We start from the raw sequence: 21,384 nt of genomic DNA, 5'->3' as shown, positions 1-21,384 counted from the left end.
CAACATGCTGAAAGTCATTTTCGATACCGACCCGGGCGTCGACGACGCCCTGGCCCTGCTGTACCTGCACAAGCACACCCAGATCGACCTGATCGGCGTCACCACCACCTTCGGCAACGCCTCGGTGGAGTCGACCACGCACAATGCGCTGTACCTGAAGCAGGCCTGGGGCTTTGCCGCTCCGGTCGCGCGCGGTGCCGGTGGCCCGCTGCAGCCGGAAGCCACCCCGGAAGCCTGGCCGGTGCACATCCATGGCCACAACGGGTTGGGCAATCACCCGGTGCCGGCCAGCCTGGACGTGGCCGCCGATGCGCGCCCGGCCCACCAGCTGATCATCGACCTGGTCCGCGCCCATCCGGGCGAGGTGACCCTGGTCGCGGTCGGCCGCATGACCAACCTGGCCCTGGCCCTGCAGCAGGCCCCGGACATCGCCGGCCTGGTGCGCGGCGTGGTGATCATGGGTGGCGCTTTCCACGTCAACGGCAACATCACCCCGGCCGCCGAGGCCAACATCTGGGGCGATGCCGAAGCCGCCGACGTGGTGTTCACTGCCAGCTGGCCGGTTACTGCGATCGGTCTGGACGTGACCACCCGCGTGGAAATGGACCGTGACGGCCTGGACACGCTGGCTGCCATCGGCGGTGCCGACGCCGAGCTGGTCCGTGCGCTGTCGCAGGACTACGTGGACTTCTACCTGCAGGCCGGCCACAAGGGCATGGTCGTGCACGACTGCTGCGCGTGCATCGCGCTGACCCGCCCGGAGCTGTTCCAGTTCGAGCGCGCCAGCGTGCGCGTGGCCACCGACGGTGTCGCCCGCGGCATGACCATTCCCAAGCCGGAAGGCCTGGCGTTCGGTCCCAGCGTGTGGGATGGCCACGTGGTGCAGTCGATTGCCATCGGCGTGGATGCGGCCGCGGTACTGGCCGACATCGAGCAGACCCTGAAGGTCTGACCCGCTAGCGCTTGGCCCTGCCCGGGACCGTCTCGGGCAGGGTCCACAGCACCGGCAGCACCAGCACCGCCACCAGCGCGATCATCGCGCCCGGCGCCGCTGCCCAGCCGCTGCGCTCCACCCACCATTGCGCCAGCCAGGGTGTTGCGCCGCCGAAGAAGGCGGTGGCCATGGTCACCCCCAGTGCCAGCCCGCTGACCCGGCCTTCGCCGGGGAACTGTTCAGCCGTGGCAGGGGCCGCGACCGCGCTCACGCCACCGGCCACGCAGGCCAGCAGCACCGCCGCCAGCGCGATGCCCAGCGCCGTCGCCTGTGCCATCCACGCGAACAGGGACAGCGGCAGCAGCGCTGCCAGCACGGTCAGGCCCAACAGCATCGGCCGTCGCCCGACGCGGTCGGACAATGCGCCGCACAGCGGCGTGATCGCAATGACCGCCACTGCCGCAATCGTCGACAGCCACAGTGCATCACCTTCGTCATGACCCTGCGCATGCAGGAATGCCGGCACATAGGTGATGCCGACGTAATAAGTGATCGATCCCAGCGCCGAGATCGCAAACGTGCGCGCTACCGCCAGCGGGTGGTTACGCAATACGTGGCGAAGCGGCGTAGCCGGAATACTGCCCTCGCGACGCTGGCGTTCGAACTCCGGCGATTCGTGCATGCCCGAGCGCGCAACCAGGATCACCAGTGCCAGCGCGGCACCGAAGAAGAACGGAATGCGCCAGCCCCAGCTGTCCAGCTGCGCCGTGGGCAGCAGCGCAACCGTAAGCGCCGAGATCGCCACCGCCAGCAGCGCGCCCACCTCGCTGGCCGCCGATGCCAGCGAGGTCACCAGGCCGCGTCGCCGTGCTGGTGCGCTTTCCAGCAGGTACGCCACCACGCCGGTGTACTCACCGCCCACCGAAAATGCCATCACGCAGCGCAGTACCAGCAGCAGCACGCCCGCCGTAGTGCCCGCCGTGGCCGCAGTCGGCAGCAGCGCGGTGGCCAGCATCGCCGCTGCCATCAGGGCCATCGATGCCAGCAGCATCCAGCGCCGGCCCAGCCGGTCCCCCAGGTGGCCGAAGCACAGTGCGCCCAGCGGGCGCATCAGGTAGGACACCGCAAAGCCGGCCAGGGTGACCAGCAGCGCCTGCTCGCCACCACCGAAGAACACCCGCGACAGCACCGTGGCGAAGTACAGGTACAAGGTGAAGTCGTACCACTCCACCACCGTGGACAGGCCGGCCACCCACATCGAGCGCTGCCGCTCGGCAGTCATTGCGTGTTCGCCTTCAACAGCCTCGATCCCGGTTGCGCAGGTTCGGGGCAGGATGTCACGGCCGGGGTGAAATACCGGTCATCGGCTGTCCGTCGCCTGCATGTACTGGGTTTCATGGCCGGTGAATCGCTCACCGTCAAAGCCGAAGCAGAAGCGTCCTTCCTCGAACACGCGGTAGACCAGCAACGCACCATCAAGGCAGAACTGTTGCTGGTCCACACCCGTTTCCAGGGTCCCGTAGCCGGTGGCGTCTCCGCCCTTCCCCGCCGGCCCGGTGAAGGCATCGAACGGCAATGGCGTCGCCCTGCCCGTGCGGGTATCGACCAGCACCAGCGTGCGCTGGAAGTACTCGGGTCGATCATCGACCTGCACCAGCAGATAGTGCTGGTTGAAATCGGGTTTCTGGTGCTGGAGGGCATCTTCAATGGCGGCGCGGTGCTGCGCATCGCAGAAATCGACCGGGCTGTAGCGGTAGCTGCAACCGTCGTGGTCGTAGGGCAGGTTCATGCCGGAATAGCTGATGCTCCCCTCGCTGTCCACGTCGTGGCCCAGTTCCGGGGTGCTGCACAGCAGCCACGAACGCTGCGCATCTTCAGGATCGGCCATCAGCTTCGGTTCGCGGCCCTGCTCGTAAGACGCGCCGCCCGGAAATTCCTGCCCGAAGCGCTGGCGGACGATGGGACGCGCCTTCTCCAGCGGCAGGCCGATCTTCACGCCACGGAACGAGACGAAGGTCATCGTCGGCAGGATCACCTCCTCCACCGGCAGTCCCTTCCACTGCCCCTGCACGCAGAACGTGGCGATCTCGTTCTCCTCGTCCTCCTTGCAGGGCTTCGGCGTATTCGTGGCCAGCCAGGGATGTGCCGGACGCTCGGTCTGAACGTCGATGTACCAGCCGTCCAGCGCACAGCTCGGCAGCGCATCGAGCAGCGGAGAGAGGTCTTCTGCCATGGCCGGGGCGGCAAGCGGTGTGCCCGCTGCGGGTACTCCGGTCGGCGCATCCGTTGTGCGCTGGCATGCCGCCAGCGCGAGCAGACCAACCAGCAGCGCGACGTGGCGCGGACGCCGGATTGAATGATGCGCTCCCTGCATTGCGTGTTTCCTGGTTTCAGAACTCAGTGCAGATGATCGCCGATCCCGGGCCGGCTGGGACGCTGGGTGCTGCGCGACCTCCACGCATGGCGTGGAGCTACCCGGTGTGCTGGCTTGCCGCTCTGTAAGCGGTGTAGGCATCGAGGATCTTCTGCATCCGGGCCTGCTGCTTCACACCCATCGGTGCCCGTTGCACACGCTTCAGCAGCGTCTTCCACATATATCCGGAACGGAAGAAGTACGGGCGCACCTCAAGGAAGGTCAGCACGACATCCACCGTATTCGGATCCTGCTCAGCCAGTTGCTTCAGTGCATTGGCGTAGCCACCCGGGAAAGCAAGCTGTTCATAGCGCTGGTTGTATTCCGCGCAGGCTGCTGTGTGCCGCTGCATTTCTTCCGGGCCACGCCAGCGCGCGCCAGCGGCTTCGCGGATGGCTTGGCGCAGCCGATTGATCTCGTCCGCATTGGCGCGGATCAGACGTTCCATGGGTGCGCGGGGATGGTTCCTTCCCTGTGGTTTGTCAGGGGTCACGGGGCGCGGCGCAGGGTGATCAGGGTGATCTCCGAAGGAACGCCGATGCGTGCCGGGAAACCGGCCCACAGGCCAGCACCATTGCTCACGTACAGTGTCATGCCATCCACCTCGTAACGCCCGGACACATAACCGCCATTGGCGCGCTTCACCAGCTGGTCCATGCCGATGATCTGCCCGCCGTGGGTATGCCCCGACAACTGCAGCTTCACCCCACGCGCGGCAGCCTCGCGTGCGTTGCGCGGGCGATGGTCGAGCAGGATCACCGGCGCGCCCGGATCGGCGCCAGCCAGCGCGGCCTCCAGGTCCGGCAACGGCAGGCCGTAGCGTGCCGCCACCGGGTCGGTGACACCGGCGATGGTCAGCGCCGCGTCACCGCGTCGTACCTGCAGATGACTGTTCTCCAGCACCTGCATGTGCAGCGCGCGGAACGCCTGCATCCAGTCCTGGTACTGCGCGTAGTACTCGTGGTTGCCGGTGATGGCAATGACGCCATCCGGCGCCTGCAGGTCGGCCAACGGACGCGCGTCGTCGCGACGGGCCTCGACACTGCCGTCGATCAGATCGCCAGTGATCACGATCAGGTCCGGCTTCAGCGCATTGCTCTCCTCCACCACCCTGCGCACCCAGTCGCCGGTCAGCAGGCGGCTGGCATGGATGTCGGTCAACTGCAGCACGCGATAGCCATCGAACGCGGCCGGCAAGCCGGCGATGCTCACCTCGATCTGCCGAGGCTTGGGGACGGCCATGCCCTGGCTGACGCCATAGCCACTGACCAGCAGCGCCAGCACACCCGCCGCCGGGCGCAGCTTCGGCGCGCGCAACGCCGATACAGCACGTGGCCTGCGCAGGATGCGCGACACCAACAGGCCCGCGTCCAGCACCAGCAGGAACAGCGCCAGCAGCAGTACGGCAGTCGAACCCGTGGCCAACGAGGCGATGGCCAGCTTCGGGATTTCCGGCGAGGCCATCGTGCCCCAGAACATGGCGACGATGCGCAGCTGCACGGCAACGCTCACCAGCAGCAGCGACAGCACGACCTTCATCCAGATGGGCATGCGCAGTGGCCAGAACAGGCGCCAGGCCACATACAGGCCCATCAACAAACCGATCGTACTCAGCACTGCAACCATCCTGGAAAGAAAGCGGGCCCGCCATGGTGACGGTTGCCGGCAGTGTTGTGTAGAGCCGGGCCCGTACCCGGCTGCTCAGGAAGCAGTCGAGCATGGCTCGACTCTACAGAGGGCCAGTCGAGCATGGCTCGACTCTACGAAAGCCCGATGCGTTCCACCCGCAGGCGGGCGATGCGACGCTTCTCCATTGCCAGTACGGTGATGCGTACATCCGCAATCTCCACCGTGTCACCGATGTCCGGCAGGCGACCCAACTGCTCCAGTACCAGTCCGGAGATGGTCATGTAGTCGGCACTGCGCGGCAGCGACACGCCGGCCAGGCGCTGCAGGTCGTCCAGGGTCAGCGCACCGTCGGCCTCCCACTGGTTCTCGCCCTGCGCCTCCACGCCATAGCGCTCGTCCTGGGTGTCGACCAGGTCACCGGCAATGGCCGCCAGCAGATCGTTGGCGGTCACCAGGCCTTCCACACTGCCGTACTCGTCCACCGCCACCGCCAACGGCACCGGGTGCTGGCGGATCAGTTCCAGCGCCTGCAGTGCGCTGGCGCTGGACAGCACGTACTGCGGCTCGCGCAGGTTGCCCTCCAGCTGCAGCGGCCTGCCCTGCAGCAGGTCGGCCAGAAGGTCGCGGCTCTGCACCACGCCGCGCAGGCTGTCCAGGTCGCCATCACCCACCAGCAGGCGGGTGTGCGGCGATGCCACCAGGCGTGCCACCACATCCTCCTGCCCACGTGCCAGGTCGATCCACTGCACGTCGGCACGCACGGTCATCACGCTCGACACCGGGCGATCAGCCAGGCCCAGCACGCTGCGGATCATCTCGTGCTCGGCCGGCTGCAACCGCTCTTCGGCATCGACGTGTTCGTCAGCGTTTTCGTCGTCGTGGCCATTGGCCGGGCGCGCGCCCAGCATGCGCAGCACGGCGTCGGCGGTACGCTGGCGGAACGGCTGGCGACGCTCGTTGCGCTCACGATTGAAGCGCACCCACTGGTTGAAGGCTTCAACCAGGATCGAGAAGGCGATCGCCGCGTACAGATAACCCTTCGGAATCTTGTAGCCCAGGCCTTCGGCCACCAGGCTGAAACCGATCATCAACAGGAAGCCCAGGCACAGCACCACCACCGTGGGATGCTTGTTCACGAAGCGGGTCAGCGGCTTGCTGGCCACCAGCATCAGCGCCATCGCGATGGTCACCGCGGCGTACATCACGCCCAGGTTGTCGACCATGCCGACCGCAGTGATCACCGAGTCCAGCGAGAACACCGCGTCGAGCACCACGATCTGAGCCACCACCATCGCGAAGCTGGCGTAGACCTTCTTGCCATCCTCGTGATGCTCGCGGCCCTCCAGCCGCTCGTGCAGTTCCATCGTGCCCTTGAACAGCAGGAACAGACCACCGCCCAGCAGGATCAGGTCACGCCCGGAGAAGCTGTGGTCGAACAGCGTGAGCAGCGGTTCGGTCAACTTCATGATCCATGCCAGCGCGGCCAGCAGCACCAGCCGCATCAGCAGGGCCAGCGCCAGGCCGATCACCCGCGCGCGGTCGCGCTGGTGCGGCGGCAGTTTGTCGGCCAGGATCGCGATGAACACCAGGTTGTCGATGCCGAGAACGATCTCCAGCACGACCAGGGTTGCAAGGCCCATCCATATCGAGGGGTCAGCCAACCATTCCATTTCAGGTCCGTTTCGTCAGTAGGTAAGGGAAAAGGGGAAACACTCAGTCAGCCTCCTGCGCCTGCGCCGGGTCATGCCCGAGCAGGTCACCGGGCGTGCATTGCAGCTCACGGCAGATCGCATCAAGTGTGGAAAAGCGGATGGCGCGCGCCTTGCCGGTTTTCAGGATCGACAGGTTGGCCAGGGTGATGTCGATGCGCCCGGCCAGCTCGGACAGGGTCATGCCCCGTTCCTGCAGCATGCGGTCCAGGGTGATGACGATCGCCATCAGATGACACCGTCGAGGTCATCGCGCATTGCCGCACCCACGGCAAACACGCGTGCCAGCACGAACAGCATCAGTACCGCGACCAGGCCGGTGATCGACATGCCGCCGCCCACCTCCATCCAGGTGAAGTCCGGGCCCATCCAGGCGGCGTAGGCGCCGATCAGGATCGACAGCACCTCCATCGACAGCATCAGCCAGGCCATGCGCTGCAGGCGCTGTGCATTGGCGTGGGTGAACGGCCGCTCGCGCGCCGCCGACTTCAACAGCCGCAGCAGGTGGCGCAGGAACATCAGGCACAGCACCAGCAGCGCGACGATCGCGCCCAGGCCCAGGCAGAAATGCAGGAACAGGTCGCTGCCATGCACGGCAGCGGCATCAGCATCGTGGATGCTGTCGAGCAGCCAGCTGCGGTCGTGGGCGACCAGCGGCACGGCCAGCAGTGCGGCCAGGATGCCCAGCCAGCACATCGCCCGCACCGCCTGTACGGCGGCCTGGGCCAGGGTGAACAAGCCTCGCGCGGGTCTGGCGCGGGCGGGACGAGCGGTCAAGCGGCCTCCGGCATTGGGGTGGCCTCGCCGCCCCGGGTGAATTTATCGATAAACGATATACCACTTGCCGCGTGAAAGGCTGAATCGCGAGCGTGGGCCCTTCAGGGCCCAGGCGCGCCCTGCGCCAGCATCGCTTCGCCCGGGGCCGCCGAGGCCATCGCCTGCACGCCGGCTTCGGCCGCCTGCCGTGTGACCAGGCGGAATCGCACCTGCAGCTTGCCCTGCCCCGGCGTGGCCCAGCCGTACTGGATGGCCACCTGATCGGCCGACAGCGGCCCACGCCCTGGCAGCGACCGCACCTGCAACGGCTTCGGTGCGGCCTGCACCAACCGGGCGAATCCCTTCTGCACGACCGCCGCGTCGGCCTTTTCGGCGTAGACCGTACACGTGCCATCGTCAGCCCAGCTCACCGCATAGCGGCCACTGGCCAGAGGCACCATCCAGGCCACGCCCGATTGCCCCTGCAACAGCGTCGCGGCTTCGGCGGGCTGCAACGGCGACAGCCCATTGGATTCCATCAGCGACTGCAACCGCGCCGGGGCACCGATGTGCTGCATGCAGGCAGTATCGAACAGCTCGCTGAAGGGATCCTGCGCAGGGGCCTTGGCCTTTGCAGTACGCGCAGGTTGCGCCACCGCCAGGGTGGGCAGCAGGGCCAAAGCCAGCCAGAACACAGGACGCATCGGGATTCCACGCTACGGAAAACAGCAGGGAGGATGGCAAAGCCCGGGCGCCACGCGCAACGGGTCATGGCTTGACAGCCGCCGCTGGCGGGAGGAGTATCAGTTAACGAATTAGTTAATTAGCTCGCCATGGACCGTATCTTCGAAGCCCTCGCCTCCACCGCCCGCCGCCAGATCCTGGCCTATCTCAGCGCCGGTGAGCTGAGCGCGGGCGAGCTGGCCGAACGCTTCGACTTCAGCAAGCCGGCGCTGTCCAGCCACCTGCGCATCCTCGAGGAAGCCGGCCTGATCGAACGCGAGAAGCGCGGCCAGTTCGTCTACTTCCGGCAGGTGCCCGACCGCTTGGCCAACACGCTGTTTTCCTGGGCAGCCGAAGTGTGTCCGGTCGGCGGCCCGCTGAAGCGCGAAGCACGCGCGCGCCGCAAGTCCCCAGCCCGCTGAACCGCCCCGCCAAGGAGCATGACCATGCCTGGTTCGACCCGCGACCGCCGTTCGTTTCCAGGGGTGCAGCTTCCGGGGCAGGAGGGCGGAAGCCCGACCGAAGTCACCTTGATCGCGCAGCTCGGCATCGGTGCCGGTGATGCGCTGGTGACCGACGCCAGCCAGCGCCAGCGCCACCACCCGGCCTTCATCGATGCGCTGGACGAGCCTTCGGCGCGACTGGGCGGCATGCATCTGCAGCAGGGCGACGCCTCCTCGCTGTACAGCTTCACCGTCGGTGCCGGTGGTCACCCGTTTCATCGCCATGCAGGCCCGCGCACGTTCACCGCCATCGCCGGAAGCGCGGGCGCCGAGCTGCGCTTCGCCACCGCCTCCGACGCGCAGCTGGCGCGCGATCCCGCTGCCTTCGCACGCACGCTGCGGCGCATCCGCATTCCACCGGACTGCCTGTTCACCGTGCGCTTCGGCGGCGGCACGTGGCACCAGTTCGCATCGAACCATCGCACACATCCGGCGCTGTTCGCGTTGTCCTGCCACAGCAATGAGCTGGCCGGGGCGATGGATGAGCAGGCCCGTGCACAGGTTCAACGCAATGCGGCCGATATCCCCAGCCTGACCGAGGTACTGCCCGATGCCCACTGGCCATCGGCCACTGCACTCTCGGCAGCGCCACTGCTGCAGCTGTCGCTGCAGGCCGCACCCCCCAGCCTGAGTGCTCAGCTGTGCGCGCGTACCCGTGCCCTGCTCGGTCCGCTGCGCCGGATTCCACTGCGGCCGCTGCGCGGGTTCGTCGAACGCGCCACACCGGCCTACCCGGTCCAGTCGCAGGCACCACACAGCGACGGGCTGCTGGCCACTGCGCTGCCGCACAGCCACTACCAGGACCAGACCACGCTGTGCCTGGACAGCGCGCAGGTCGCGCATCACTCCGCGTCGGTACTGCTGGCCGATGTACTGGAAGGCTTCCTGCGAAATCCGCCCACCGGCGTGGGCCACCTGATGGCACTGCGTAACCGCCTCGTGGCGCCGTTGCGGCTGCGTACGTCGCCGCTCGGCTGCCCGGTATCGTCACTGCTGTCGACCGACCGCAGCCGGTTGTTCGCCGGTCGCTACCCGGTGCTGGACGCGCACATCGATGACGGGGACACCTGCGCCGAAGTGCTGCTCGGTGCCGATGATCGCCACCTGCGCTTCCGCAGCAGCGTGCGGGTGCAGCGCTGTGCCGATGGCCACGTCGAGATCAGCCTCGGCTCGCGCGTGCAGACCCGCAATGCGTTCGGCCGCCTGTACATGGCGCTGATCGATGCCGCGCACCGGCACTACGTCGCGCCGGCACTGCTGCGCCGCGCGGTCGAACATGCGCTGGCGCCGGAACTGGCCGATCTCGATGACTGGGCGGAGTACTCCGCGTACAGATGATGCCGGCCCGTGGCCGGCATCACCTGCCACATCAGCTCACAGGTGCTGCTTGAAGAAGGGAACGACCGCTGCCAGGGCCTCGCGCACCGGCTCCGGCTTGTCATACAGGTCGTAATGCGACCAGCCTTCCACCACCTTCAACTGCTTGTGCTTCGACGCCGCACGGCCATGGATCTCCAGGCCATCGCGGTAGGCACCAAAGCCACCCGGCTTGTCACCGATCACCACCAGCAACGGTTGGGTCAGCAGGACTTCGGCCAGGTGGAAGGCATCCCAGCCCACCGCTGCACCGCGATGCGAGAACAGCGCACTGACCACGCCGTTGGGCTGCGGCTCGCGCGTGCGGTAATAGTCCGTGGCCTCCAGCACATCGATATCCGTGATGCCGGCGGCGCGCCCCTGTTCCACCGAAGGCGGCAGGAACAGGTCCACACGGGCCTCGCCGCCGCGCATCTCGGCGGTGCGCTGGGCAGCGATGGCCTCCAGCGTGCCGATCGGATCGAATCCGCCAAAGCCCTCACGACTGAGCCGGCCAAAGTTGACACCGGTGATGCTGGTGACCGCCTTGATGCGGCGCTCGGTCATGGTGGCGTTGATCGCATAGCCACCACCGCCACAGATGCCCAGTACGCCGATGCGTTCGGCATCCACGTACGGCAGGGTGACCAGATGGTCGACCACGCGGCGTACATCCTCCACGCGCTGGGTCGGGTCTTCGACCCGACGCGGCTCGCCACCGCTGGCGCCCTGGAAGCTGGCGTCATAGGCGATCACCACGTAGCCCTCGCGAGCCAGGGCCTCACCGTAGATGTTGCCGGCGGTCTGCTCCTTGCAGCTGCCGATCGGATGCATGCTGATGATCGCGGGATAGACCCGGTTGCGGTCGAAGTCCGGCGGGAAACGCAGGTCGGCGGCGATCGGCCAGGCCATGTCCGGATTCTGGATGTTGATGGTTTCCATGCTGCGGCTCCTCGATAGCGGCGGGAGGCGACGGGTGTCGCCGTTGCAAGCACGATAGACCCGGGATTGGGGCCGAAAAAGCGGCCAATCACAACCAAAGTAGTAAGCTGCAATTACCAAATAGCGACAACCTGTGCCGCCATCTTCTCCCGCCGTCCTGCCGACCGAGCCCCATGAGCGCCCCCAGCCCGATCAACCCGGCCCTGCTGCCCCAGCTGGCCTGGTTTGCCCACATCGCCCACCACCGCAGCTTCACCAAAGCGGCCGTTGAGATGGGGGTCTCGCGCCCGGCGTTGTCGCAGAGCCTGAAGACCCTGGAGAAACAGCTGGGGGTACGCCTGCTGCACCGGACCACCCGTGACATGTCGCTCACCGAGGAAGGCCAGCGCCTGTTCGACGCACTGCGGCCATCGCTGAGCACCATCGAAACCGCAGTACGCGACCTGCGCGCCAGCCATGACGCTCCGTCCGGCCTGCTGCGCATCAACACCGCGCGCCTGACTGCCAAGACGCTGATCGAACCGCATCTACCGGAGTTCTTCGCGCGCTACCCCGAGCTGCGCATAGAGCTGGTGATGGACGACGGCCTGTCCAGCATCGTTGCCGACGGCTGTGACGCCGGCATCCGCCTTGGCGAGCGGTTGGCCGAAGGCATGATCGCCGTGCCGGTCACGCCGATGCTGGAAATGGTGGTGGTCGCCTCGCCGGCCTACCTGGCCCGCCATGGCACGCCCACCACGCCCGCCGAACTGGCCACCCACGAGTGCCTGGGCTACCGGCAGACCGGCAGCGGCGGGGTCTATGCCTGGGAATTCAGCACGCCGGGCCAGCCCGGTCATGACTTTGAAGTGGAACCGCGCGGACGCTATGTCACCAACGACGATGAGGGCATGATCCGCGCCGCGCTGCAGGGATTGGGCGTGATGCAGCATATCGATCTGTCACTGCAGCCGATGCTGGCCGATGGGCGCCTGGTCCGCCTGATGCCGGCGTGGTCGGCACCGTTCCCCGGCTTCTACCTGTACGTGCCTTCGCGCGAGCAGATGCCACCGCGCGTGCGCGCCCTGATGGAATTCCTGATCGAGAAGCGCGAAGGCGTCGCCAAGGCGCTCGGCCGCACGGTACAGGCCCCGGCCACGGGCAGCTAGGCGTCAGCGCGGGTAGCGATACACCAGATCATCGGCATCACTGCGCACGGCGTGATCGTCCAGCACGCCGCCCAGCCGCTGTGCAACGGCCTGCGACGCCAGGTTGTCCGATGCCATGTAGCTGACCAGGGTCGGCAGCTGCGCCACCACGAAGGCCCAGTCGCGCAGCGCGCCGGCCGCTTCGGTAGCGAAGCCCTTCCCTTCATGGCCGTCATACAGCAGCCAGCCCAGTTCCTTTTCCGGGAACAACGGACCGTGGTTGATACCGACCTGGCCGATGCAGGCACCACTGTCGCCGCGCTCGATCATCAGCGCACCGTGGCCGAACAGCTGCCAGCTGGCCAGGTCGTGGCAGAACTGCCCCCACGCGGCGACCTCACCAAACGGACCGCCCATGCCGCACGCACGCGGCGACGCCAGGAATGCGGCGTAGACCTCGAAATCATCGAGCCGTTGCGGGCGAAGCCGCAAGCGTTCGGTGTAAAGCGTGGGAATCTCGAGCATACCGTCGCGCGACCTCAATACACCGCCAGGTGGCCACAACCGCGGCGCTGTGGCTGCCCTTCCATCGTCACCTGCACGCTGGCCAGGGTGTCCACACCTTCGGCAGTGCGGCACGACTCACGCTTGATCTCGACGATGGCGGGCTGCTCGCCAAGCTCGCCGTTGAGCACGATCAGCGAGCTCGGTGCATCGGCCGGCTGCCCCGGATAGCGCAGCGTGCCCTTGTGGGTACGGCCGTCAGCGCTGAGGCTGGCATCGTGGTTGCCCTGGCCGGTGGAGGCGATCTCAATGTTCCAACCCGCACCGCCGCCGGTGAAAGCCGGCACCGGGCTCAGGTCGGCGGCAACCGAGGGGTGGCGTGGCGCATCCGCAGCGGTCTGCGACGACGTGGAGCTACAGCCGGCCAGCATCCCGGCCAGCAGCGCTGCAGCAACGACGGGGCGAACGGTCATGATGCGCTCCTGCCAAATGGTCGAAGGTCCAGTCTAGGCAGCCATGCGTGCGCCAGCGATGAACATGATGTTTCAGCGTGGAATGCGCCCACCACCGGCGACCCGCACGCGGTCGCGGCCCTGCGCCTTGGCCTGGTACATGGCCGCATCGGCGGCACGCAGCAGGGTCCGCCAGCCCAAGGCGTCGGTAGCACCGCGGGCCACGCCGAAGCTGGCGGTCACCCGCAGCACGGTACCGCCGGCCACCACGATGTCCAGCTGCTGCAGCGCAAGCCGCAGCGATTCGGCCAGCTGTCGGCCAGCGGCCAGGTCACCGTCGGCCAGCAGCACCAGGAACTCCTCGCCACCATAGCGGGAAATGCTGTCGCTGCGGCGAAGATGGCGCTGCAGCAGTTGCGCCACCTGTACCAGCACTTCATCACCCGCATCGTGGCCATGACCATCATTGATCGATTTGAAGCGATCAACGTCCAGCAGGATCACCACTGCGCTCATCCGCCCCTCGTCGTGGCGCTGCTGCACCAGTTCCTCCAGCGCGCGACGGTTCAGCAGTCCGGTCAATTCATCGGTGCCGGCCAGCTGGCGCAGCTCGCTGGTCAGCGCCGAGCGTTCGCGCGACTTCTCGCGCAGCACTTCAATCGCATCGAACAGGCGCTGCATTTCGGCCAGCGGATGGGTCACATGCTGCTCGGGCCCAGGCGCTTCGGAGGCAATCTGGATCACCTGCCGTTGTGCCTGCAGCAGAGGCCGCAGGATCTGCAGATGCGCGATACGCAGCGCCACACCCAGTACCACCAGGGTTCCCAGCGCGGTGGCCAGAAGCACCGCCAGCCGCGTGGCCTCCCGGTTGCGGGTGTGCTCGAACCTGGCGATGGACACACTCAGGTAACCGTCACGCAGCGCCTCAAGCGACTGCAAGGTCGGCACGTAGCGCGTGGTGAACTCGGCAGCGGTCCACGGCGGCGGCAGGCCACGCCGTCCGTCGTCGATCAGCTGTTCGATCATCGGCAGTGACTCGCCGAAGAACTGCCGGCGCGCCATATCCCAATGCCAGGACAGCGTCGGATCACTGCGGAACACCGATTCGTGGCTGCCGGCCAGCCGCCACAGTTCCAGCAGGCGGCCCTCGGTCTGCAGCGCCGCGCGCACCTGTTCGTTGCGCCAGGCACCGGGTACCGCCACCGGCGCCATCACGTTGGAGGCCAGACGCCCGCCGTGCTCGCGCAGGTCGATCAGCACCTGCCCCTGCATGGCTGGAATCGCCGCTTCGCGGTCGGCCCGGACCAGTACGTTGATCTGTGCCGAGGTCAGCAGGTGCAGGCGGTCGACCACGGCAAACATGCCGCTGATCGCGCGCTCCACGTCTTCGACGCGTCGTGCGTCGCGCGGCTGCGCTGCCACCCGGTCCACGCCCGCGCGTGCCGACTGCAGGCGACGTTGCGCGTCTGCCAGCATCCCATGCTCATCCACCACGCCCGGATCAGCCGTGAACACGGCATCCAGCTGCTGCAGCGCGGTGTCCACACGCCTGCGTACCACCGCCAGCTGCAGCGTAAGCCGCGCATGCTCGCTGGCATCGGCCGGGTCGGCACCGAGCAGGCTGTTGGCCGGGCCGCGTTCGGCCGAGACCAGGTTGGCCAGGTCGAAGGTCTGGCGCAGCTGGCGCAGGCTGACCAGGTTGTCCTCGGCAGCGCTGTAGCGCAGCGTGCCCTGGACCAGCGCGATGGCCATCAACGGCAGCGTACAGACCACGAACGACCCCGCCAGGATCCAGACCCAGGTCCGCAGTCCGATGGGCGATGCCTTGCCGGCCATGCAAATTTCCCCTGAAGTGCGGATCACTGTAGCCGCCGGTCCCGGCAGCGCCAAGCCAGTGCCGCGCGAACCGTGACCATGGGTATACCGCAGCCACCGCGAACGCGCCGGCAAGGTCTCACCCCGCGCCGGGCTGAGGCGAATGCGTCACACCCTGCCGTACTAGATCCAGCGCTGGTCGACCAGTTCGCGCTTCACGTAGGCGTAGAACACCGGCGCCGCCACCAGGCCGGGCAGGCCGAACGCCGCTTCCATCACCAGCATCGCCAACAGCAGCTCCCAGGCGCGGGCCTGGATTTCGCCGCCAACGATGCGCGCATTGAGGAAGTACTCCAGCTTGTGGATCACGATCAGGTACAGCAGCGCCGCCACGGCCACGTAGAACGAGACCGACAGCGCGACGATGGTGATGATGGTGTTGGAAATGATGTTGCCCACCACCGGCAGCAGGCCGGCGATGAAGGTGATCAGTACCAGGGTCTTGGACAGTGGCAGGTGCACGCCGAACAACGGCAGCACGCCCAGCAGGAAGATGGCGGTGAACACGGTGTTGAGCAGCGAGATCTTCACCTGCGCGAACACCACCTGGCGGAACGCAGTGGCCAGGCGGCTGGTGCGGCCGATCAGCTCCTGCGCCAGCGGGCCCATCTTCGGCAGCGGCAGTTCGTCATACAGCGCGATCATCGCGCCCAGCACCATACCGATCAGTACGCGTACGCCCACCTGCACCACCGAGGTACCGGCCACGCCCAGCTGGCGCTGATGCTCGGCGGCCCAGTCGTTCAGTGCCGTGCGCAGCGCCGGCATGTCCTCGGGGATGTACGGCTGCAGCAGCGCCGGCACCTGGTGCCGCGACGAATTGAGGATCTCCATCAGCCGCGCCAGCAATGCGTCCGGTCCACCGGTCTCGTTGCGGAAAAATGACGCCACGCCGATCCCGGCCAGCACCAGCGCGCTGATGATCACCGCTGACAGCACGATCACCGCGATCGCCCGCGCCCGGCCTGGCGGCAGCTTGCCCTCCACGGTGGAGGCCAGCAGGTGGGTCAGCTGGAACACCAGCAGGCCCGACAGCAGGGTCACCACCAGGCCCAGCTTCAACGCCAGCCACATGCCCAGCAGCATCATCAGCCAGGCCGCGATCCTCGGGACGGGGGGCTTGGGCTGGGCAACGAGGGCGTCTTGCATGGGCGGCACGTCCGGGCAGGGTGGCCCATGGTAGAGGATTGGCGGCGATGATTCCGGGTGCAGGATGAACAGGCAACACACGCGGATTCCGCCGCCCCTTCTCCGTCCATCGGCACGTCCGCAATCACGCCCGGATCACACCCGGTCCAGTGCCAGATACCGCGCCGTGCGCACGATCGTCTCACGCTCGCCGAAGCTGGCCAGCTCGCCGGCAACACGCCCGCTGTCGCCAGTCGCTGCGATCTCCTGCAGGGTGCGCTGCATGGCCCGGATCGCAGCGCGCTGCAGGTCCGAGGGAATGATCACCAGCCGGTAATCGAGTTCGGCCAGCCGCGCCACGGGTACCAGCGGCGTCTTGCCGCTGTGGAACATGTTGATCAGCTTCGGCCCGGGAACCTGCTGCGAAATCACCTCGATCTGCTCCAGCGTTTCCGGTGCCTCGACGAAGATCATGTCCGCGCCCGCGTCCACATAGGCCTGCGCCCGTTCGATCGCCGCATCCAGGCCTTCGCAGGCGATGGCATCGGTACGCGCGATGATCATCAACTCCGGGTCGATCCGCGACTGGCAGGCGACACGGATCTTCGTGCACATCTCGCCCGCGTCGACCAGCGTCTTGTCATCCAGGTGTCCGCAGCGCTTGGGGAAGGCCTGGTCCTCGATATGCAGGGCGGCAACGCCTGCCCTTTCGAACGCGCGCACCGTGCGTTCAACATTCGCGGTGCCGCCGAAGCCGGTGTCAGCGTCGGCGATCACCGGCAGATCGCAGGCATCGACGATCCGTTCAACCTGCGCAAGCACTTCGCTGAGGCCGAGCAGGCCGATGTCCGGCACGCCGGCCGAACGCGCGATGGCGCCGCCGCTGGCATACACCGCATCGAAGCCGGCCAGCTCCACCAGGCGTGCCGACAATCCATCGAATGCACCTGGCGCAATCACGCTGCCCTGGCGGAGCAGATCGCGCAACTGACGTGTCTTTTTCATGTGGTCTCCCTTGTCGTTGGACATCTGCCGTGGGATACCGATGATGTTGCCGCCAGCGGCGACCGTCCAATACCGTGTTCGTACAGCACCAGAACGTTTGAGGTTCCAATGGAACTGCGGCACCTGCGCTACTTCGTCATGACTGCCCAGCTGCAGAGCTTCACCAAGGCCGCCGAGGCCCTGCATATCGCCCAGCCGCCGCTCGGGCAGCAGATCCGCGCCCTGGAGGAAGAGATCGGCACCGCTGTTCCACCGGCAGGGACGCGGCATCGTGCTCAGCGATGCTGGCCAGGTATTCTGGAGAGCCGCGGAGGACATCCTCGCGCGTGTCGACCAGGCCAAGGAGGAGGCATTGCGCGCCGCACGCGGCGAGGTCGGTACGTTGACATTGGGGCTGACCGAATCGGCGACCTACAACGAGGCGGTCACCGCGCTGATGCGCAGCTTCCAGCGGGCGCATCCGGCAGTGCAGGTGCGGCTGGTAGAAGATGGCAGTGAATCCCTGGTCCGGCGCCTCGATGATGGCGAACTCGATGCAGTAATCGTGCGCCCGCCGTTTTCCAATACCGGTGAACGGATGACACAGCAACTCAGTGCCGAACCACTGGTGGCAGTACTGCCGGCCGATCACCCGTTGGCGTGCCGGACGAGCATCGCGCTGGTCGAGCTGCGCGACGAGCGCTTCATCCTGTTCTCGCGGAAATCGGGCCAGGGCCTGAGTGCAGACGTCGTCGCTGCCTGCCGCAGCCAGGGCTTCGCGCCTACCATCCAGCAGGAAGCGCCGCAGGTGGCTTCGGCGATCAACCTTGCCGCTGCCGGCATGGGCATCGCCATCGTGCCGGCCTCGATGCAGAGCATGCACCGCAGCGGCCTGGCTTTTGTTGCGCTGGAACTGGGCATGCCGACCACTACGCTGCAGTTGGCGGTGCGCTGCAAGCCTCCGGCAACGGCCGCCCAGCTGCTGGCCTGCGCCAGAGACCTGGCAACACCTCATTCGCCATAGCTGGCGTTGTTCTTGCCCTGGCGCTTGGCGTGGTACAGCGCGCGGTCGGCCAGTGCCAGCCAGTCCTCGACGCTGCCACCGCGCGGCGTCGCCGCGATTCCGATGCTGACGCTGAACTCGATGCCCGGGGTTGCCTGCCGTGCTGCCTCCAGAAGTTGCAGCCGAACCCGCTCTGCCACATGCATCGCATCGACGGGCGCACAGTCCTGCAGCAGCACGACGAACTCGTCGCCTCCCAGCCGCGCAGGGGTATCGCCAGGCCGGGCGAAGGCGCGCAAGGTGGAGGCGATATGGCGCAGCACTTCGTCCCCGGCGCGATGACCGTGCGAGTCATTGATGCGCTTGAAGTCATCCACATCAAGCATCAGCAGGCAGGCAAAACCACCCTGCCCCTGCGCCTTGTCCAGTGCCTGCTGCGCACGGACGATCAGGAAGCCGCGGTTGGCCAGCTCCACCAGCGGGTCCATGCGGCTCAGCCGCTTCAACTGGCGGTTCTGCGATTTCACCCGCCGCGCCAGCTGCCAGCTGAGGATGCTGAGGCCGATGCCGTAGACGAACAGGAACGGCACGCTGAGCACGATCGTGCGCTGCGATGACACCGGCTGGTAAGGAAACCCGAGCCCCCACCAGGTGAGCGCGAACCCCACCACCAGTGCCAGTGTGGCCCGTACCGCCAGCTTCACCCCACCGGCGGCGATCTTGTCGGCGACCAGCAGCGCGGCGAACAACGCACTGGGTACCACGCTGAGCCCCATGAAGGCGATCCAGCCACCGCCAAAGAAGGAATCAACCACCATGCAACGGAACTGGACCACCGCAGGCTGCCGTGAGCGCTGGGTCAGCACCAGCGCGAGCGCCGGCCAGGCCAGCGCGTTGAGCAGCAGCAACACCCAGGCCCACGGGCCGTCCTGACGTTCAAGAATGATCGAGGCGATGGGAATCGCGCCCAGCCCATTGCCCACGAAGCGCATCCAGCCGATGCGACGTGCCGCGCCGATGCCTTCGACCGCGACTTCCGTCGAGTCCGTCAAGAACGGCATTGCCGACCCCCTTGCGCGATCGCACGCCCTTGCCGGGCGGCCTCTGGTGAGTCTGACAGCTCTGCGTCAATTCGGGATCAAGGATTCACGGCGGTTACCCTGCCTCACCCACGCCTGGGTGGCGCCGTTGAACCCCGCAGCATCAGGCTGAAATCCAGCGTCTGCTGCAGCGGCACATCCATGTGCTCGATGATGGCAAGCAGCAGGTTGACCGCGCGCTCACCGATCTCCCGCATCGGTTGCCGGATGGTGGTCAACGGCGGCGTGAGGTAGCGGGAAGATGCCAGATCATCGAAGCCGACGATGGACAGGTCCTCCGGCACGCGGATGCCCAGATCGCGGCAGGCCGCCAGGGTGCCCAGCGCCATCTGATCGCTGAAACAGAAGATCGCCGTTGGTGCAGACATGCCGTCCAGCAGCGCCATGGCAGCCGCATGGCCGGATTCCACCGAAAAGTCACCCGGCACGATGTTCAGCTGGCGCAGGCGTCCACGCGCCTTGCCAGCCGCCCGCACCCCTTCCAGCCGTTGCTGGTGCAGCGGATTGTCCGGCGGTCCGCCGACCACGGCGATCCGCTCGTGTCCCAGCCCATACAGATGTTCCATCACCACGCGCGCGGCCGCGGCGTTATCGATATGGACGCTGGGAATGCCCAGTGCGGGGTCGAACTCGCAGCCGTTGATCACCGGCGCGGCGGCACCGCGCTGCTGGACGATCTCGCGCGCCGTGGGCGGCAGGCGGTGCCCCAGCACGATCATGCCGTCAGCCTCGTTGCGCCGGAGCATCTGCGCATAGCGCTCCTCGCGGTCGGGTTGATGCTGGGTATCGCCGAGCAGAACCGCATAGCCGACCGCCTGTGCGGCGTCCTCCGCCCCCTGCAGGATCTGCGCGAAGAATGGATTGGCGATGTCCGGGACGGTAACCAGGATCTTGCCGCTGCGCTGGGTCTTGAGCGTGCGGGCCACCGTGTTGGGCACATAGCCCAGTGCGGCGGCGGCCTGCTCGATGCGCGCGCGGGTAGCCGGCAGCACTTTGTCCGGCCGGGAAAGCGCCCGCGACACCGTGCCTGCGGAGACGCCGACGTGCTTCGCGATGTCGTAGATGGTGGCCATGGCGTTAGTTCTCCTGTCTGCTGTGCACTGCACAACAGGTCCTGCGTGAGCCCCTGCTAGGATAATGCAATCGATTGCATCGAGGGCGAATCACGTTGAAGACGCTCAAGGGTCCAGCGCTGTTCCTGGCGCAGTTCATCGGCGACACAGCTCCTTTTGATCGGCTGGACACGCTGGCCGGATGGGCCGCGGGTCTGGGCTATTCTGGCGTACAAGTCCCCACCGGCGCGCCCCACCTGTTCGATCTGGCCGAGGCCGCGCGCAGCCAGGCGTACTGCGACGACGTCGCCGGCATGCTGGCCGGTCATGGCGTGCAGATCACCGAGCTGTCCACCCATCTGCAGGGGCAGCTGGTCGCGGTGCATCCGGCCTACGACAGCCTGTTCGACGGATTCGCGCCGGCGGACAAGCGCGGCGATCCGGCTGCCCGCCAGGCTTGGGCAGTCGAGCAGCTTCTGCTGGCCGCCAAAGCCAGCCAGCGCCTGGGGCTGACCGCGCATGCCACGTTCTCCGGCGCATTGGCCTGGCCCTATTTCTATCCCTGGCCGCAGCGTCCACCGGGACTGGTGGAAGAAGCCTTCGCCGAACTCGGCCGCCGCTGGCGCCCGATCCTGGATGCGTTCGACGCCTGCGGCGTGGACCTGTGCTTCGAGATCCACCCGGGTGAAGACCTGCACGACGGCGCGACCTTCGAGCGCTTCCTCGACGTGGTGGACCATCACCCCCGCGCCAAGATCCTGTACGACCCCAGCCACCTGCTGCTGCAGCAGATGGACTACCTGGGTTTCATCGACCGCTACCACGCGCGTATCGGCATCTTCCACGTCAAGGACGCGGAGTATCGCGCCAGCGCGAGCAGCGGCGTGTATGGCGGCTACCAGGACTGGATCGATCGTCCGGGCCGGTTCCGTTCGCCCGGTGATGGCCAGATCGACTTCAAGGCGATCTTCTCCAAGTTCTCCCAGTACGACTTCCCCGGATGGGCGGTACTGGAATGGGAGTGCTGCCTGAAGCACCCGGAGGACGGCGCACGCGAAGGTGCCGCCTTCATCCGCGACCACATCATCCGGGTGACCGAGCGCGCCTTCGATGACTTTGCCGACAGTGGCACGGACGCCGCATCACTGCACCACATGCTGGGAATCTGAGCCATTACCGCCCCGGGAGGGCAAG

At 66.9% G+C, this 21,384-nt stretch carries 22 protein-coding genes; 6 read left to right on the top strand and 16 right to left on the bottom strand.

From position 1 onward, the window contains the following. Nucleotides 1-4 precede the first annotated feature (4 nt). Nucleotides 5-952: a nucleoside hydrolase gene (locus V3B25_RS13450; protein ID WP_329810839.1), complete on the top strand. Its 948-nt coding sequence runs from the start codon at nucleotides 5-7 to the stop codon at nucleotides 950-952. A gap of 4 nt (nucleotides 953-956) precedes the next feature. Here V3B25_RS13450 and V3B25_RS13445 read toward each other — a convergent pair whose 3' ends face one another. From V3B25_RS13445 to V3B25_RS13410, 8 genes are all read right to left on the bottom strand, one after another. Continuing rightward, nucleotides 957-2,216, bottom strand: coding sequence for an MFS transporter (locus tag V3B25_RS13445; RefSeq protein WP_049422767.1), 1,260 nt, complete (start codon nucleotides 2,214-2,216; stop codon nucleotides 957-959). Between the two features lie 78 nt (nucleotides 2,217-2,294). Then, on the bottom strand, nucleotides 2,295-3,308 hold the full coding sequence (locus tag V3B25_RS13440) for a hypothetical protein (protein WP_329810838.1): 1,014 nt from the start codon (nucleotides 3,306-3,308) through the stop codon (nucleotides 2,295-2,297). Nucleotides 3,309-3,405: 97 nt separating this feature from the next. Continuing rightward, nucleotides 3,406-3,795: a hypothetical protein gene (locus V3B25_RS13435; RefSeq protein WP_329810837.1), complete on the bottom strand. Its 390-nt coding sequence runs from the start codon at nucleotides 3,793-3,795 to the stop codon at nucleotides 3,406-3,408. A 41-nt stretch (nucleotides 3,796-3,836) separates the two neighbouring features. After that, the gene (locus V3B25_RS13430; protein ID WP_329810836.1) at nucleotides 3,837-4,973 is read right to left on the bottom strand and encodes a metallophosphoesterase; all 1,137 of its coding nucleotides are present in this window, start codon (nucleotides 4,971-4,973) and stop codon (nucleotides 3,837-3,839) included. Nucleotides 4,974-5,107: 134 nt separating this feature from the next. Next, nucleotides 5,108-6,646: a TerC family protein gene (locus tag V3B25_RS13425; RefSeq protein ID WP_329810835.1), complete on the bottom strand. Its 1,539-nt coding sequence runs from the start codon at nucleotides 6,644-6,646 to the stop codon at nucleotides 5,108-5,110. A 43-nt stretch (nucleotides 6,647-6,689) separates the two neighbouring features. After that, on the bottom strand, nucleotides 6,690-6,914 hold the full coding sequence (locus V3B25_RS13420; protein ID WP_032127628.1) for a helix-turn-helix transcriptional regulator: 225 nt from the start codon (nucleotides 6,912-6,914) through the stop codon (nucleotides 6,690-6,692). Further along, nucleotides 6,914-7,381, bottom strand: a complete 468-nt coding sequence (locus tag V3B25_RS13415; RefSeq protein ID WP_032127655.1) for a DUF2975 domain-containing protein — start codon at nucleotides 7,379-7,381, stop codon at nucleotides 6,914-6,916. Before V3B25_RS13415 ends, V3B25_RS13420 begins: the two co-directional genes overlap by 1 nt. 182 nt (nucleotides 7,382-7,563) lie before the next feature. Further along, on the bottom strand, nucleotides 7,564-8,145 hold the full coding sequence (locus tag V3B25_RS13410) for a hypothetical protein (protein ID WP_049398870.1): 582 nt from the start codon (nucleotides 8,143-8,145) through the stop codon (nucleotides 7,564-7,566). A 129-nt stretch (nucleotides 8,146-8,274) separates the two neighbouring features. Between V3B25_RS13410 and V3B25_RS13405 the strand changes: the two genes are divergently transcribed. Both V3B25_RS13405 and V3B25_RS13400 read left to right on the top strand, forming a co-directional pair. Continuing rightward, complete coding sequence (locus V3B25_RS13405; protein ID WP_004147836.1) at nucleotides 8,275-8,586, top strand: metalloregulator ArsR/SmtB family transcription factor; 312 nt, start codon at nucleotides 8,275-8,277, stop codon at nucleotides 8,584-8,586. A 24-nt stretch (nucleotides 8,587-8,610) separates the two neighbouring features. After that, nucleotides 8,611-10,005, top strand: a complete 1,395-nt coding sequence (locus V3B25_RS13400) for a DUF2867 domain-containing protein (RefSeq protein ID WP_329810834.1) — start codon at nucleotides 8,611-8,613, stop codon at nucleotides 10,003-10,005. Nucleotides 10,006-10,041: 36 nt separating this feature from the next. Here the strand turns inward: V3B25_RS13400 and V3B25_RS13395 are convergent, their stop codons facing one another. After that, nucleotides 10,042-10,965 carry an alpha/beta hydrolase gene (locus V3B25_RS13395; protein WP_329810833.1) on the bottom strand — a complete coding sequence of 308 codons (924 nt, stop codon included), beginning with the start codon at nucleotides 10,963-10,965 and terminating at the stop codon, nucleotides 10,042-10,044. 173 nt (nucleotides 10,966-11,138) lie between these two features. Here V3B25_RS13395 and V3B25_RS13390 point away from each other — a divergent pair, with 173 nt between their 5' ends. Further along, on the top strand, nucleotides 11,139-12,113 hold the full coding sequence (locus tag V3B25_RS13390; RefSeq protein WP_032127633.1) for a LysR family transcriptional regulator: 975 nt from the start codon (nucleotides 11,139-11,141) through the stop codon (nucleotides 12,111-12,113). Nucleotides 12,114-12,116: 3 nt separating this feature from the next. Here the strand turns inward: V3B25_RS13390 and V3B25_RS13385 are convergent, their stop codons facing one another. From V3B25_RS13385 to V3B25_RS13365, 5 genes are all read right to left on the bottom strand, one after another. After that, a complete protein-coding gene (locus V3B25_RS13385) occupies nucleotides 12,117-12,617 on the bottom strand; it encodes a GNAT family N-acetyltransferase (RefSeq protein ID WP_329810832.1) in 501 nt (166 codons plus the stop codon). Nucleotides 12,618-12,631: 14 nt separating this feature from the next. Beyond that, nucleotides 12,632-13,069 carry a hypothetical protein gene (locus tag V3B25_RS13380; protein ID WP_329810831.1) on the bottom strand — a complete coding sequence of 146 codons (438 nt, stop codon included), beginning with the start codon at nucleotides 13,067-13,069 and terminating at the stop codon, nucleotides 12,632-12,634. A 72-nt stretch (nucleotides 13,070-13,141) separates the two neighbouring features. Continuing rightward, nucleotides 13,142-14,884 carry a GGDEF domain-containing protein gene (locus tag V3B25_RS13375; protein ID WP_032127635.1) on the bottom strand — a complete coding sequence of 581 codons (1,743 nt, stop codon included), beginning with the start codon at nucleotides 14,882-14,884 and terminating at the stop codon, nucleotides 13,142-13,144. 162 nt (nucleotides 14,885-15,046) lie between these two features. After that, entirely contained in the window at nucleotides 15,047-16,072 is a 1,026-nt protein-coding gene (locus tag V3B25_RS13370; protein WP_012510371.1) for an AI-2E family transporter, read from the bottom strand. Between the two features lie 135 nt (nucleotides 16,073-16,207). Then, complete coding sequence (locus V3B25_RS13365) at nucleotides 16,208-17,056, bottom strand: isocitrate lyase/PEP mutase family protein (protein WP_049398866.1); 849 nt, start codon at nucleotides 17,054-17,056, stop codon at nucleotides 16,208-16,210. Between the two features lie 271 nt (nucleotides 17,057-17,327). Between V3B25_RS13365 and V3B25_RS13360 the strand changes: the two genes are divergently transcribed. Next, the gene (locus V3B25_RS13360; protein ID WP_204373793.1) at nucleotides 17,328-18,059 is read left to right on the top strand and encodes a LysR substrate-binding domain-containing protein; all 732 of its coding nucleotides are present in this window, start codon (nucleotides 17,328-17,330) and stop codon (nucleotides 18,057-18,059) included. On the opposite strand, the gene V3B25_RS13355 is transcribed toward V3B25_RS13360, so the two are convergent. Both V3B25_RS13355 and V3B25_RS13350 read right to left on the bottom strand, forming a co-directional pair. Then, entirely contained in the window at nucleotides 18,047-19,099 is a 1,053-nt protein-coding gene (locus V3B25_RS13355) for a sensor domain-containing diguanylate cyclase (protein WP_049398863.1), read from the bottom strand. The genes V3B25_RS13360 and V3B25_RS13355 overlap by 13 nt on opposite strands. Nucleotides 19,100-19,203: 104 nt before the next feature. Beyond that, on the bottom strand, nucleotides 19,204-20,211 hold the full coding sequence (locus V3B25_RS13350) for a LacI family DNA-binding transcriptional regulator (RefSeq protein WP_049422751.1): 1,008 nt from the start codon (nucleotides 20,209-20,211) through the stop codon (nucleotides 19,204-19,206). A gap of 95 nt (nucleotides 20,212-20,306) precedes the next feature. Here V3B25_RS13350 and V3B25_RS13345 point away from each other — a divergent pair, with 95 nt between their 5' ends. Beyond that, nucleotides 20,307-21,359 carry a sugar phosphate isomerase/epimerase family protein gene (locus V3B25_RS13345; RefSeq protein WP_329810830.1) on the top strand — a complete coding sequence of 351 codons (1,053 nt, stop codon included), beginning with the start codon at nucleotides 20,307-20,309 and terminating at the stop codon, nucleotides 21,357-21,359. Nucleotides 21,360-21,384 lie beyond the last annotated feature (25 nt).

It is taken from the genome of Stenotrophomonas sp. SMYL8 (assembly GCF_036320065.1).
Lineage (GTDB): Bacteria > Pseudomonadota > Gammaproteobacteria > Xanthomonadales > Xanthomonadaceae > Stenotrophomonas > Stenotrophomonas maltophilia_A.
Note: the sequence above shows the minus strand (reverse complement) of the source record. Positions and strands in the feature narration are given on the sequence as shown.

Excerpts from the sequence above, each read along its gene's own strand:
- V3B25_RS13450 (WP_329810839.1), top strand. The coding sequence starts at position 5 with ATGCTGAAAGTCATTTTCGATACCGACCCGGGCGTCGACGACGCCCTG.
- V3B25_RS13445 (WP_049422767.1), bottom strand. The coding sequence starts at position 2,216 with ATGACTGCCGAGCGGCAGCGCTCGATGTGGGTGGCCGGCCTGTCCACG.
- V3B25_RS13440 (WP_329810838.1), bottom strand. The coding sequence starts at position 3,308 with ATGCAGGGAGCGCATCATTCAATCCGGCGTCCGCGCCACGTCGCGCTG.
- V3B25_RS13435 (WP_329810837.1), bottom strand. The coding sequence starts at position 3,795 with ATGGAACGTCTGATCCGCGCCAATGCGGACGAGATCAATCGGCTGCGC.
- V3B25_RS13430 (WP_329810836.1), bottom strand. The coding sequence starts at position 4,973 with ATGGTTGCAGTGCTGAGTACGATCGGTTTGTTGATGGGCCTGTATGTG.
- V3B25_RS13425 (WP_329810835.1), bottom strand. The coding sequence starts at position 6,646 with ATGGAATGGTTGGCTGACCCCTCGATATGGATGGGCCTTGCAACCCTG.
- V3B25_RS13420 (WP_032127628.1), bottom strand. The coding sequence starts at position 6,914 with ATGGCGATCGTCATCACCCTGGACCGCATGCTGCAGGAACGGGGCATG.
- V3B25_RS13415 (WP_032127655.1), bottom strand. The coding sequence starts at position 7,381 with ATGTGCTGGCTGGGCATCCTGGCCGCACTGCTGGCCGTGCCGCTGGTC.
- V3B25_RS13410 (WP_049398870.1), bottom strand. The coding sequence starts at position 8,145 with ATGCGTCCTGTGTTCTGGCTGGCTTTGGCCCTGCTGCCCACCCTGGCG.
- V3B25_RS13405 (WP_004147836.1), top strand. The coding sequence starts at position 8,275 with ATGGACCGTATCTTCGAAGCCCTCGCCTCCACCGCCCGCCGCCAGATC.
- V3B25_RS13400 (WP_329810834.1), top strand. The coding sequence starts at position 8,611 with ATGCCTGGTTCGACCCGCGACCGCCGTTCGTTTCCAGGGGTGCAGCTT.
- V3B25_RS13395 (WP_329810833.1), bottom strand. The coding sequence starts at position 10,965 with ATGGAAACCATCAACATCCAGAATCCGGACATGGCCTGGCCGATCGCC.
- V3B25_RS13390 (WP_032127633.1), top strand. The coding sequence starts at position 11,139 with ATGAGCGCCCCCAGCCCGATCAACCCGGCCCTGCTGCCCCAGCTGGCC.
- V3B25_RS13385 (WP_329810832.1), bottom strand. The coding sequence starts at position 12,617 with ATGCTCGAGATTCCCACGCTTTACACCGAACGCTTGCGGCTTCGCCCG.
- V3B25_RS13380 (WP_329810831.1), bottom strand. The coding sequence starts at position 13,069 with ATGACCGTTCGCCCCGTCGTTGCTGCAGCGCTGCTGGCCGGGATGCTG.
- V3B25_RS13375 (WP_032127635.1), bottom strand. The coding sequence starts at position 14,884 with ATGGCCGGCAAGGCATCGCCCATCGGACTGCGGACCTGGGTCTGGATC.
- V3B25_RS13370 (WP_012510371.1), bottom strand. The coding sequence starts at position 16,072 with ATGCAAGACGCCCTCGTTGCCCAGCCCAAGCCCCCCGTCCCGAGGATC.
- V3B25_RS13365 (WP_049398866.1), bottom strand. The coding sequence starts at position 17,056 with ATGAAAAAGACACGTCAGTTGCGCGATCTGCTCCGCCAGGGCAGCGTG.
- V3B25_RS13355 (WP_049398863.1), bottom strand. The coding sequence starts at position 19,099 with ATGCCGTTCTTGACGGACTCGACGGAAGTCGCGGTCGAAGGCATCGGC.
- V3B25_RS13350 (WP_049422751.1), bottom strand. The coding sequence starts at position 20,211 with ATGGCCACCATCTACGACATCGCGAAGCACGTCGGCGTCTCCGCAGGC.